At 67.8% G+C, this 11,926-nt stretch carries 14 protein-coding genes and 1 pseudogene; 8 read left to right on the top strand and 7 right to left on the bottom strand.

Features of this window, described 5'->3' with window-relative positions; translation table 11 throughout:
- Positions 1–145 precede the first annotated feature (145 nt).
- A complete protein-coding gene (locus DY245_RS01915; RefSeq protein ID WP_220377838.1) occupies positions 146–658 on the top strand; it encodes a hypothetical protein in 513 nt (170 codons plus the stop codon).
- 433 nt (positions 659–1,091) lie between these two features.
- Here the strand turns inward: DY245_RS01915 and DY245_RS47440 are convergent, their stop codons facing one another.
- The gene (locus DY245_RS47440) at positions 1,092–1,220 is read right to left on the bottom strand and encodes a hypothetical protein (RefSeq protein WP_280524940.1); all 129 of its coding nucleotides are present in this window, start codon (positions 1,218–1,220) and stop codon (positions 1,092–1,094) included.
- 240 nt (positions 1,221–1,460) lie between these two features.
- Between DY245_RS47440 and DY245_RS01920 the strand changes: the two genes are divergently transcribed.
- Positions 1,461–1,796, top strand: a complete 336-nt coding sequence (locus DY245_RS01920) for a hypothetical protein (RefSeq protein WP_128502764.1) — start codon at positions 1,461–1,463, stop codon at positions 1,794–1,796.
- A gap of 164 nt (positions 1,797–1,960) precedes the next feature.
- Entirely contained in the window at positions 1,961–2,248 is a 288-nt protein-coding gene (locus DY245_RS01925) for a VOC family protein (protein WP_128502767.1), read from the top strand.
- A 61-nt stretch (positions 2,249–2,309) separates the two neighbouring features.
- Here DY245_RS01925 and DY245_RS01930 read toward each other — a convergent pair whose 3' ends face one another.
- Positions 2,310–2,984, bottom strand: coding sequence for a hypothetical protein (locus DY245_RS01930; RefSeq protein WP_128502770.1), 675 nt, complete (start codon positions 2,982–2,984; stop codon positions 2,310–2,312).
- A gap of 415 nt (positions 2,985–3,399) precedes the next feature.
- Positions 3,400–3,696 carry a cupin domain-containing protein gene (locus tag DY245_RS01935; protein ID WP_342354160.1) on the bottom strand — a complete coding sequence of 99 codons (297 nt, stop codon included), beginning with the start codon at positions 3,694–3,696 and terminating at the stop codon, positions 3,400–3,402.
- A gap of 189 nt (positions 3,697–3,885) precedes the next feature.
- On the opposite strand from DY245_RS01935, the gene DY245_RS01940 reads away from it, so the two are divergent.
- The gene (locus DY245_RS01940; protein WP_128502776.1) at positions 3,886–4,710 is read left to right on the top strand and encodes a helix-turn-helix domain-containing protein; all 825 of its coding nucleotides are present in this window, start codon (positions 3,886–3,888) and stop codon (positions 4,708–4,710) included.
- Positions 4,711–4,771: 61 nt separating this feature from the next.
- On the opposite strand, the gene DY245_RS01945 is transcribed toward DY245_RS01940, so the two are convergent.
- Complete coding sequence (locus DY245_RS01945; RefSeq protein ID WP_128502779.1) at positions 4,772–5,611, bottom strand: class I SAM-dependent methyltransferase; 840 nt, start codon at positions 5,609–5,611, stop codon at positions 4,772–4,774.
- A 425-nt stretch (positions 5,612–6,036) separates the two neighbouring features.
- Here DY245_RS01945 and rho point away from each other — a divergent pair, with 425 nt between their 5' ends.
- A complete protein-coding gene (rho, locus tag DY245_RS01950; protein WP_425329336.1) occupies positions 6,037–7,218 on the top strand; it encodes a transcription termination factor Rho in 1,182 nt (393 codons plus the stop codon).
- Positions 7,219–7,444: 226 nt separating this feature from the next.
- Positions 7,445–8,365, top strand: a complete 921-nt coding sequence (locus tag DY245_RS48085) for an RNA-binding protein (RefSeq protein ID WP_181923476.1) — start codon at positions 7,445–7,447, stop codon at positions 8,363–8,365.
- Positions 8,366–8,471: 106 nt separating this feature from the next.
- Here the strand turns inward: DY245_RS48085 and DY245_RS45090 are convergent, their stop codons facing one another.
- Positions 8,472–9,230 carry an alpha/beta hydrolase family protein gene (locus DY245_RS45090; protein WP_220377839.1) on the bottom strand — a complete coding sequence of 253 codons (759 nt, stop codon included), beginning with the start codon at positions 9,228–9,230 and terminating at the stop codon, positions 8,472–8,474.
- The gene (locus tag DY245_RS45095) at positions 9,227–9,688 is read right to left on the bottom strand and encodes a hypothetical protein (RefSeq protein WP_220377840.1); all 462 of its coding nucleotides are present in this window, start codon (positions 9,686–9,688) and stop codon (positions 9,227–9,229) included. Before DY245_RS45095 ends, DY245_RS45090 begins: the two co-directional genes overlap by 4 nt.
- Before the next feature lie 282 nt (positions 9,689–9,970).
- Between DY245_RS45095 and DY245_RS01965 the strand changes: the two genes are divergently transcribed.
- Both DY245_RS01965 and DY245_RS01970 read left to right on the top strand, forming a co-directional pair.
- Entirely contained in the window at positions 9,971–10,714 is a 744-nt protein-coding gene (locus DY245_RS01965; RefSeq protein WP_128502781.1) for a ribonuclease H family protein, read from the top strand.
- A gap of 374 nt (positions 10,715–11,088) precedes the next feature.
- A complete protein-coding gene (locus DY245_RS01970) occupies positions 11,089–11,610 on the top strand; it encodes a hypothetical protein (protein WP_128502783.1) in 522 nt (173 codons plus the stop codon).
- Between the two features lie 45 nt (positions 11,611–11,655).
- Here the strand turns inward: DY245_RS01970 and DY245_RS45665 are convergent.
- Positions 11,656–11,799 (bottom strand): annotated as a pseudogene (locus DY245_RS45665) (MerR family transcriptional regulator); the annotation flags it as partial.
- Positions 11,800–11,926 lie beyond the last annotated feature (127 nt).

Here is an 11,926-nt window from a genome sequence, read left to right on the forward strand (position 1 = left end):
ACCAGCGCGGCTGGCGGATGGCATTCACGGTCGCTGAGAGGGTGAACGCGTGGGCCGTCCTGGTGAGCGTCATCGAACGCGGCTACGGCGACGACATCTCGGTATATGTCATTCAGCGAGGTTCAGGATGTGGATCGATCGACTGGTGGAAATCACCCATTGGGAACCGCGCCGAGCGGACATGTCGTGGGGTGAGACCGAGGAGCGGCTCGGTCTGTCGCTGCCCGAGGATTACAAGCGCCTCGCCGCGACCTTCGGCAGGGGGCTGTTCTCCGATTTCCTCCAGATCCTTTCCGTCGCTCCTGGGGGCGCCTTCGATCTCGCCACCACCTGGCAGGGCTTCAGCACCGACGCTCCGGCCGAGGGGGACGACCCGCTGTACGCGCCATACCGGATCTACCGACCTGGTCGGACGGGTCTCATCCCGTGGGGATTCAGCCAGATCGAGTGCGAGTATCACTGGCTCGCCAACGGGAAGGTGGCGGAGGAGTGGCCCATCGTGACGCGGGGCGGCGGGTACCGGGAGTGGCGCCAGTTGAACATGTCCACACCCGAGTTCATCTATCGGGTGGTGGCGGACCAGGAGTTCGAGCCCTTCTCCATCACCGCTCTGGTGCCCGAGCCGTTCTTCGCGCCGGCTCCGGAGACCACGTTCTGAGCGGACACGGACGGGAGTGACGCTCCAACACAGTCCGGGTCTGCAGCCAGCGGCCGAGGCCTGCTCAGCCACCGTCAAAGATCGATTGCGGGACAACCCTTAGCGTTGACGGCGTGATCGAAAGTCGTGCACGTCGCCATGGGCGCGGGCCGGCAGCTGTCCGCCTCGGGTCGGCGGTTGCCCTGTTTTTCCTGGCGCCCTTGTTGGGCGAATTCCTCCTCGGCAACCAGCCGATCACCGCGCTGCCCGCGTCGCTGTCCTCGCGCCCATGTACGGCGGCGCGGCGCCCTGCTGATCCGGGAGGTCGCCCTGCGCACGGGGCGCGGCTGGCCCACGATGGCGCTGCTCGCGGCGCATACGCCCTGTTCGAGGAAGGGCCGATCCACCAGATGCTGTGGAACCCCCACTGCGGTGGCGTCGACATGGGTGCTGCCTACGCCCAGACGTACGTTCCGGCGCTCGGCACCAGCTTCGCGCTGATCCAGGGCGTGGTGTCGATGCGCGCGGTCTGGAGTATCTGCGTACCGATCGCGATCACGGGGGCCTTCAGGCGCGACCGCACGCGCTCCCTGGCTGGGCGACGCCGGATTGACGCTCACCGGCGTGGTGTTCGTGGCGGGCTCGGTGTTCCTTGCCGTCGCCCAGCACGATGCCAAGGGTTTCATGGCGTCGCCGGCGCAGTTCGCCTGAGCGGCGGTCGCCAACACGGTGCTGATCGTGCTGGCGTTCGCGCTCGGCCGGCGGCCGGTGTACCGGGTGGACGCCACCGCGCCGAGCCCATGGGCGGTGGGTGGTGGGCGCCATGGCGTTCGGCGGATGCAGCCTGTACTGGATCGGCGACACGCTCTTGCGCGACGGCATCTCGGGCTGGGCACCGGTCGGCCGGTGGTTCGTACTGACCCGAGTCCTCGTGACCCTGTGCGTACGCTGGTCGCGCAGCCGCGGCTGGGGCGCCGCACAACGCCTCGCCCTCGCCGGTGGCGCGCTGCTCACCTACATCTGGGTGGGCTTCCTGCGCGTGCGGGAGATGGACGTCCCACGTGCCACCGGCGTGCTCGGCAACGTCGCCTTCGTCGCCGGCGCGCACTCATCCTGTTGGCAGTGGCCGCCCGCACCCGTGACAGTAAAGTCAACATGACTGACCGCGCTGCCGGTGAGCTCGCTGCTTACTGACCGACAGGTCATGAACGGTCAAGGGTTCCGAGACCGAGATCAAGACGGAGACCGAGATCAAGACCGGGACCGAGCCCGCCCCAAAAGGGCGTAGTGATACCGCCCCAGCCCACATCCCAGGAGCTCACCATGCGCGCCCATCTCATCGTCATCTACACCGAACGCCTCGAAGCGTGCCGTGACTTCTACGCCGGTCTTGGCCTCGTCTTCGAACGGGAGCGGCACGGCGACGGCCCCGAGCACTATGCAGCCGTACTCGACGACGATGTCGTCCTCGAGCTGTATCCGGTGAGCCCGGGGCGGCCCGCGACGGGCTCACTCAGGCTCGGGCTCTGCGTGGAGGACGCGTCACGGCCGGCCGGTCGACAGGTCCTGACCGACCCCGACGGACGTGCGGTGGACCTTCTGGTCCGGTAGCGGGGATGTGTGTGTCTCCCGGCCCGCTACTGAGCCGGGAGGCACACTGGTCACGCCGTGGTCAGCGCTTCACCACGAACGCCCGGTTTTTCTTCGTCTCGGAGGAGCACGAGGCCTTCTCCGCCGCGGTCATCTTCCGTGACTTGACGGTCACCGCATTGCTCTGCCCGTCCGTACCGTTGGCCGCAGGGCCGGTGACGGTGTCCGGTACGAACCAGAAGTAATGGCCCCACTTCGGGCTGTCGTAGTGGGTCTGCCAGGTGCCGGAAACCGTCTGCATGACCTGCGCGCGGGAGATCCAGCCCACCTCGCCGGGCTTCACCGTCATGTTCAGGGAGCTGTTCTCGGTGTGCGAGCTCGACCATGTGTGACTGTAGGTCGCGGTCACACTCAGGTCGATGAGGTCGGCGATCTTTCCGCCGACGGTGACCGAGACGCCCGCGGAGTCCGTCGAACCCACCGTGTCCGTCCAGCCCATCGACTGCGTGGCATCCGAAGTGCTGCAGTTGTAGAGGGAGTTGGAGACCTGACGGAAGTCTCCGAGGTACGCCTTGCCGAGAGTCGGCTCGTTGAAGGTGCACTTCCCCTCACCGGAAGCGCAGTCACTTATGAGCTGCTCCCGGGTGGGTCCGTCATCCGCGGCAGCGGGCATCGCCATGGCCGCGACCAGTCCCAGTGATGCCGCGGACACCGCCATCAGCCGGCTCCCAAAGCGGATCTTACTGCTCTTTATCATCTTGCTGTTGCCTCTCGCCCAGCCTTGTGACAGCGACGAATCCGGAATGTTGCGTTCGCCGCTGTTGCGTTCGAGACTGGTGTGAAATTTGATTCAACTACACCAAGAGTCGGCAAAGTTGTAGTTGATGGCGAAACGGACCCTTTGGGGAGGGAGGGTGGTGGAGTGGAAGCGGAGGCAGCGTCAGGTCCTGACTCGGTCAGCTGAGTCGGCGGCCGGTCCCAGCTGGGCCAGCCGACATCGCCGCTGTACCCGGCCGCAATTGCCCGCCCGAGGACCCCGTCAGCTCAGCTCAGCGCATCTACTCCACCGCACCTCAGGTCACTTCGGTTCAGCTCGGCTCAGCTCAATTCAGGTCCGCGCTTCACGAGCTGAACGACCGCCTCCACCACTCTAGTTGAGAATCTCGACTGCTCTAGCTGAGAGTCTCGGCCGCCTTGGTCATCGGCCCTCCCGCGTCACCGGTGTTGAGCGTGCCTGCCGGTTCGAGCAGCAGGACGGCGGTCTCTTCGTCTGCCACCGGGCAGTGCTCGACACCTCGGGGAACCACGAACAGCTCGCCGGGTTCGAGCACCACGTCGCCGTCCCTGAGCTGGATGGTGAGCCGGCCGCTGATGACCAGGAACAGTTCATCGGTGTCGTCGTGGGTGTGCCAGACGAACTCCCCCTTGAGCTTGGCGAGCTTGACCTCGTAGTCGTTGAGGTCAGCCACCTTCTTCTGCGACCACAGGTCACTGAACTGTGCAAGCTTGTCAACAAGGTTGATCGGAACGCGAGAAACGGGTGACTGGGACATGTGATGTCCTTCCGGAAGGTCGGTCAACCCGGGGACGTTCGTCTCCGGGCGGTTGCGGCATCAGCCTGCCGCCTGCGAACTCCTCCGGTCTTGTACGTTCCTGGCATGACAGATGGCCGGCTCCGCTCAACGATCAGCGCCTGGAGGCCATCGGTCCCAGGAATCACCGAGGTCTTCCACGCGCACTTCACCGATCATGCCTATCCGGCCCATACCCACGACACATGGGCCCTGATGATCCTCGATGACGGCTCGGTCGACTTCGCGCTCGACCGCCACCGTCATGGCGCAACCGGTACCGGCATGGTCGGCCTGCTGCCTCCTGGCGTCTCCCATGACGGCAGAACGGTCACGGAGTCAGGCTTCCGTAAGCGCGTGCTCTATCTCGATATGACAGTGCTCCCAGAGCAATTGACCGGCAGCGCGGTGGACCGTCCGATACTTGACGACGCACTGCTGCGCCAACGCATCCACCAACTGGATACGTCCCTTGGCCACGCCGGCGACGCGTTCGAAGCCGAATCCCGCCTCTCGCTCATCCGTGAACGGCTTCGCTTCCACCTCGACGCGCCCCGAACCCGTACACCGGGCCAGGAGGCACCCGGCCTGGCCGCCGCCTTGCGGGAACTGCTCGACTCCCGCATACCCACCGGCATTTCGCTGCACGAGGCCGCCGGCATCCTGCACGCTCATCCCACCCACCTGATCCGCTGTTTCAAGCGGACCTACGGCCTGCCGCCGCACGCCTATCTGACCGGCAAGCGCATCGAACGGGCCCGCCGACTCTTGCTCGACGGCCGACGACCGGCCCAAGTCGCAGCAGCTGTCGGCTTCCACGACCAAGCGCACCTGAACCGGCACTTCACACGCCATGTGGGCACGACACCCGCGCGCTACGCGGCCACGCGAGGACGTGCCGCGGCCTCATGAAGGGGCCGGCTTTAAGAGGATCGGCGAGAGGGGCGGTGATGAGAACGCACGAGTTTCCCGCTCACAAGGCCCGGGTGGCCACCACCAGCCGGCACCGCGGGCTGCCGTCGGGGCGTCGGCCGAGCTCCGGCAGTGCGTGCAGCTCTACCTCGAATCCGGTCCGAGCCAGCTCCGCGCGTACATCTGCGAGCCGGAACGCCCGGTAGTACATGACGAAAGGCGGGTGCCAGAGCGCATTGCGGACCCGCATCGCCGCATCGAAGGCCAGCAGCGTCCAGTAGGCGGACGACCCCGGGCGGGGAGGCGCTCCGATCGGGAAGACGAACCGGCCGCCGGGGCGCAGCACGGAGTGGACCTGCGCGAACAGCCCCGGGCGCTCCCGCGGCAGGAAATGCCCGAACGCGCCGAAGCTCACCGCGAGATCGAAGACCGCCCCGAACGGAAGGGCTCGCGCATCCGCACGTACCCACTCGACGCACGGTCCGTCCTGCACAGACGGTCCGGACTCCACGCAGGGTGCGTCCTCTACCGGCGGTTCGGCCTCAACGGGCAGCCCTGCCTCCCCTTGTGGAGCGGCTTGCCCGCGCGATGCGGCCGCGGACATCCGTTCACGGGCACGGCCCACGGCGAGCATCCCCGCACTGATGTCGACACCGGTCACTCGCTCCTTGCAGACCTGCCGCAGTACGTCCATGCCCGCGCCGGTACCGCAGCACAGGTCAAGGCCGCTGCCGAACGGTCCGAGTGCCTGCAGGGCAATTGACACGGGAGTCAACACCCGTTCCGGTGTCCGGAACGGAGTGCGGTCAAATTTCGGTGCGAGCAGGTCATAGCCGCGCTCGACGGAGGACATCGCCTGGACGGCGAGCTCACGGAATGTAGGGCCCTGGGGTGCGAACATCGCGCCTCAGCATAGGGCCCATCCACACCTCGCCCGATCGGCCGCGCCGAGTGGTACAGTGCGATGGGAAAGCACTTGTGTTCGCCGAAATCCCGGCGCCGGTGCCAGTTTTCCCTCCCCATAACGCTGACGCGCCCGTCCCTTCCGACCGGCGATCCAGCACCGACTGTGTCGACACTCGCAGTCCAGTCCGGCGATCCAGCGCCACCTTCTTTTCCGGCAGCGGGCCTTCTTTGCCCGCCGGCGGGCGTGATGTCACCGCCCTTGCGCGCCGGCTTCCCCCTTTCCACGCCTTCCACGCCTTCCACGCCTTCCCAAGTCTGAACGTCCCGAGAGGACACCAACTCATGCCCACCAGCACCACCACCGGCACCAAGCTCAAGGCGAACGTCAATGGCAACGCCAACGCCAAGGCCAACGCCGCCATCAAGGCCAGCGCCACTACCGCTCCCCCTTCCACCACAGTGGAACGGCTCACTGCCTCCACCCCGCCGCAGCTCTCCCTCCCAGCAGCCGGAGTCCTGGACATCACAAACGAAAGGGGGCAGGAATTCGGCTTCCTGCGCGCGGAAGGCTGGCTCCCGTCATCCGGCGACGTCCGAGTGCCGACCGCCCTGATCCGCACATCACACCTGCGCAAAGGCGATTTCGTCGTAGGGGTGTGCGGCCGGCCGCGTTCGCTCACCCATGTCGAGTCGGTCAACGGGCGTCCGCCGGAGGCATTGCGTGGCCGACCGCACTTCCGTGACCTCACGCCGCTTCACCCACGGCACCGTATGCGGCTCGAAAGTGCGGCAGGCGGGCTGACACCGCGCATCGTCGACCTGGTGGCACCGGTCGGCAAGGGGCAGCGCGGGTTGATCGTCGCGCCACCGAAGACGGGCAAGACGATGCTGCTGCAACAGCTCGCTGCCGCTATCGCTGACAATCACCCCGAATGCCGGCTGATGGTGGTGCTGGTCGATGAACGACCGGAAGAAGTCACGGATATGTGTCGTGGCGTACGCGGCGAGGTCCTCGCCTCGACCTTCGACCGGCCGCCGAAGGAGCACATCGCACTCGCCGAACTGGCGGTGGAACGAGCCAAACGGCTTGTCGAGCAGGGTCAGGACGTCGTCATCCTTCTTGACTCCCTCACACGTCTCTGCCGGGCGTACAACAACGTGGCCGTGTCGGGCGGCCGTACCCTGAGCGGAGGGGTCGACGCCGCCGCACTGCACGGTCCCAAACGGCTCTTCGGAGCGGCGCGTCTCGCGGAGGAGGGCGGTTCGCTGACCATCCTCGCCACGGCCTTGGTGGAGACGGGGTCACGGGCCGATGACTACTTCTTCGAGGAACTGAAGAGCACCGGCAACATGGAGCTCCGCCTGGACCGCGCGCTAGCGAGCAAGCGGCTCTACCCGGCGGTCGACATCACCAGCTCCGGGACCCGTCGCAACGAACTGATGCTCTCGGCAGCTGAGTTGACGGCTACCCGTCGACTGCGACGCGCCCTCCAGACCGGCGACGGACCGGCGAACATGGAGGCCCTGCTGGACAAGGTCCGGCAGACACCCGACAACGCGACATTCCTGCGACAGGTGCAGAGCACCATCCCGGGCACATGACCCGCCACCGTCCACCCGCCACCGTTCACCCGCCACTGGACACCAGCAATCGGGCACAGCATGAACAGCGATCCTGCGCGGGTCGGCGCCGATAGCTGATGCAGAGAGCAGATGGCTGGCCGTATGCCACGACGGCACAGTGAGATGATCGCGGCCGGGCTCCACCTCCGTGTCGGCCTCGGCGTCGGCCTCGGCCTTGCCGCCGGTCGCCCAGAGAGGTGTTGATGTGCTGTCCCATTGCTACCGCATCACCAAGTACGATCCGGCGGACCGTGACGAACAGGGTCGGTACACGGGTAGCGAGGAGCCGGTCAGCGACCGCGGTCCGATAGAGGCAGCCCATCTGCGGGCTGTCGCCGCCTTCGCCGTGGACAGCGGCGTGGGCCGCCTTGTCATCCGTGAGCCATCGACTCCCGGCAGCGCCTCCCTGGGCGCGGAGCCGGCCGCGGAAAGCTGCGGCTTGGCCGGGCTGTTCCCTTCTGGTCTGGCGGGTTACCACGATGGTGCCGAGGTGTCGTTGGAAACGGCGCTTGAGCTGGTACGCGTCATGCTGCGCGAGGACGGCGCCTGGTGCCGCCTGGAGGCCGAGGGCATCTTCACGGTCCATGTCGGGTGGGACCAGTACTTGTACGTCGGCAGCGCCCGGTCGTGCGAGCGTGCCGTGGCGCTCCCCCGCAGCCTGGGTCTGTTCCCGGAGAGCATCGCTGCTTCCCCCTACGAGTGGGCCGACGATGACGATCTCGATCCGCAGCAGGCAGCCGACGACGACTTCTGGCACTGGCTGTATCTGAACATCCCGCGGAACGGGGCGCTGCTCCTGGAAGAGGAGCCCCTCGACGGTGTCTGCCGCTGGCATCGCGTCACCAGGGACAATGGCGACCACCTCCGCGCCGGGCTCACGCCGCGCGCCCGGCTGGCCGTATGGCCGGATCTGCTCCACGATGCACCGCGCAGGGCGTCCTCATCACCCCGCATGTCGCGGGCGGTTCGGCCGCGTTCCGCCCACGAGCGGAACTGCTGGTGGCAGAGCAGGTACGCCGCTTCGCGTCCGGGGAGCCGCTGCGTAACGCTTACGTGGCCTGACGGGGGCCCTGTCGGGGGAGGGGTGGAAACTCGGGCAGGGGCAGGGGCAGGGGCAGGAGCGTAGGGCAACTGCCCTTGTCATTAAGGGACTTGCCTCGCTGCTATAGGCCGACCTCCCCGCCGCGGCCAGCTGTCGGGCCGGCCGGCCGGCTTGCCTCTTCGGCGAGCCCTCAGGCCGGCGCCCCCAACGCCAGCCGCGCATCCAGCCAGTCAAAAACCCGCTGCTCGAACAGCGCGCGGCCCATCGGCTCGCAGTGCAGATGCGCGCCTTCGGCCTCGGAGAAGCGGACCAGCTCCTTGGGGCCCGGCAGGGCGTCGTACAGGCGCCGCGACGCGCCGGGCCAGAAGCGCTCCCCGTCGGGATCCGTGATGAGCAGCGGGGTGGTGATCTGGTGCGCCACGGGCTCCACCGTGTACCGGGAGACCTCGGTGAGCAGGTCGAAGGGGGAGGGGATGCCGTACGGTTTCGCCCGCCAGCGCCACATTGCGGCCAGTGCCGGGTCCTGCTCCAGGGCCTCGTGCATGACGCGGTCGAAGGTCTCCCGGTCACCGGGATCCCACAGTCCGCGCAGCTCCGGGCCGAGGTTGTGCCACCAACTCTCCGCGACGTCGCTGACACCAGGATCGGCTACGGCGACGGCGATACGGTGCTCGAACGCGAGCGCGCGCGGCACCCAATAGCCGGCCTGGCTGATGCCGGCCAGCGCCATGCGCCGGGCGTCCACGTCGGCGCGGGCGGCCAGGAAGCCCGTGACCGGCGTGATGACCTTTTCCCAGTCGGGGCGGAACGTGACCCCGTGCTCGAACAGCATGGACTGCTGCCCGGGACCGTCGAACAGCAGCGCACGGTACCCCCGGGCCACCGCCGGTGCGCCGAGGAGTGTCCAGGCAGCGGAGATCGGGCCGTCGCTGCCGTTGTTGACGATCATCGTCGGCAGGGGGCGCCCGGAACGGCCGGGCGGGCTGACGAGGTACCCCGGGAGCGAGATGTCCTCGTACGGATCGCGATCCGCTCGGCGGGCGGTTCCCACGCGGCCGCGAAGCAGTCGAAGCAGTCACGGTGCCCGGCGAAGAGCTCACGCAGCCGCGCCCCCGGGGCGAAGCATGCGTCGACGGCCACCAAGGCCGTGCCGAAGTATCCGGCCGCCCGCAGGAACGCGTCCCGAGCACTGATTGTCCGCCCGTTGGCAGCGCACTTCTCGGCCTGCTCGCGGACCCGGCGAGCGAGCGTGGCCCACGTCGAGACCCAGGCCTCCCCGTCGCCGTCCGCCGTGGCGGACGCGGCGGTCAGCACCTCGCCCACGTCCGCGCCCTGCTGCCACGAGAAACCCAGGGCGAGCAGGATCTCGTAGTTGAACCGTTCGTTCTCGCTGAACCGGTAGGTCATGACGACTCCGGTAGGTCATGACGACGTTACGACTCCAGGTTCGCCGTACGCACGAACCCTGCCCCGCAGCCGCCCCGCCCGGGAACCGAAGCTGTCCCGCCTGGGACCCGAGGCCTCAGCTCCAGCGTAGGAGCGGCCACCGCGGATCCGCACGCCGGACCCGCCCCGGCCGGGCGCCGGGGGCGCCGTGGTGCCGTGGCAGCCCGGCACGCGATGCCGGGCGTCGCAAGGGGGCGGGAGCCGCAAGTACGGCGAGTTTCGCTCGGCGAGTCGCCGCCTGGCATGATCGCGCGCATGGCTGAACGCGTGATTGCCGCATGTGACGGCGCCTCGAAAGGAAACCCCGGGCCCGCGGGCTGGGCCTGGGTCGTCGCCGACGGCGACGAAGCTGTCGTCCGCTGGGAGGCCGGCCCACTGGGTACCGCGACGAACAACGTCGCGGAACTCACCGCCCTGGAGCGTCTGCTGTCGGCCACCGATCCGGCCGTCCCGATGGAAATCCGGATGGATTCCCAGTACGCCATGAAGGCTGTCACCACGTGGCTGCCCGGCTGGAAGCGCAAGGGCTGGAAGACCGCCGCGGGCAAGCCGGTCGCCAATCAGGAACTCGTCGTGCGGATCGACGAGCTGCTCACGGGCCGCTCCGTGGAGTTCCGGTACGTGCCCGCGCACCAGGTGGACGGCGACCGGCTCAACGACTTCGCCGACCGGGCCGCCAGCCAGGCAGCGGTCGTCCAGGAGGCCGCCGGCAGCGCGCTCGGTTCCGCGGAGCCGCCGGCCGCGCCGGACACCGTACGGTCCGGGGGCACCCGCCGCCGCGCCGCCGGCTCGGCCACGAAGACGGCGCCCTCGTCGCGCCGGAGCACCTCGGGGAACTCCACGCGGACACTCAACGCCAAGTTCCCCGGCCGCTGCCGGTGCGGGCGCTCCTACGCCGCGGGCGAGACCATCGCCAAGAACCCGGACGGCTGGGGCCACCCCGAATGCCGCGTGGGCGCGGGTGCGGGCGTGGGCGGCGAGGACTAGGCCGTTTGGTTCGGATCACCGGACCGATGGTTCGGTGCGCCGTTGACTGGCGAACAACGAACGTCTCGGCCCCGTACCCGCTGTTGTGAGCGAGTAGTACGGGGCCGGGGCGTTGATGATGCCGGGCGTTCGTGTCAGGTTCAGTCAGCCCTGCGCGGCCTTCGGCGGATCCACGCGGTCGCGCACACGCTTCGCCGGTCCCAGTGGCGTCGACACCACCAAGCCCGGCCACGAACCTGCCACTACCAGCGCCAGGCGACCGTACAGATGCGACCCTGAGCACAAGAGTGCGTCGCCGATGGCACCCCAAGACCTGGCCCGCCGCCCATAAGTAGGGTCACCTCACCTGCCCGATCTCTTTCCGAGGTGGCCCCATGAGCGAAACGTACTCACCGATACCTGAGCTGAATCTGCTCAAAGAGTTTGACGACCAGTACACGGACTTCTACTCGCCAGGATTCGAACTGCGCGAGTACAACAACGATTCATCCTGGTCGGATTCGGCGAGCCCGGAGTTCTACGATCGGGTGATCCCCTTCGCTCAGGCCACCTCGTCCGGTTCCTTTTACGCGCTGTGGCGTTGCGACGACCGGGCCGATCTCGCCACCCTGCCCGTCATCCTCTTCGGCGACGAGGGGGATCTCTATGTCAGCGCGCACACTCTGCTGGATCTGTTCCATGACCTCGCCGACGAGGATTTCGATGGTCCCGCTCCCGTACGCGAGGAGTACCTCACCACGCGTCGGGCGTACCTCGCCTGGTTGGAGCGGAACTTCGGGCCCACACGGCCCGAACACGAGCTGAGTCCCATGGAGGAGTACGGCCGGCGGTTTGCCGACTGGCTGCTGAGCGTCGGATCGGAAGATGCCGCCGATGTCGTGATCGAGAATCTTTGAGTGTTGCGAAGTGCCCCGCGCCTAGGAGTTGTCGTCAAAGGGTGGGGTGGGCGCGCTGAGCCCGGTGTACGCCGCGACCTCGCTGATCGTGTAGCGGTCCTGGCCGTCGGGGCGCGGATGGTCCGGCCCCGTGGAGACTCAGATGTCCACGGCCGGGGACTTCACGGGGGTGCTGTCGATCACCGTCATGCCAGCCATGTTGGAACGTTCAAGGGCACTTGAAGCAAGTGCCCTCCGCGCGGAGCCTCCTGGGCCGGCCGCGTCCGCCGAACCGAACGCTCGGCGGACTCCGCTGCCATGCGGTACCGGTCGACGG

The sequence above is a fragment of the Streptomyces inhibens genome (genome assembly GCF_003389455.1).
GTDB classification, from domain to species: Bacteria; Actinomycetota; Actinomycetes; order Streptomycetales; family Streptomycetaceae; genus Streptomyces; species Streptomyces inhibens.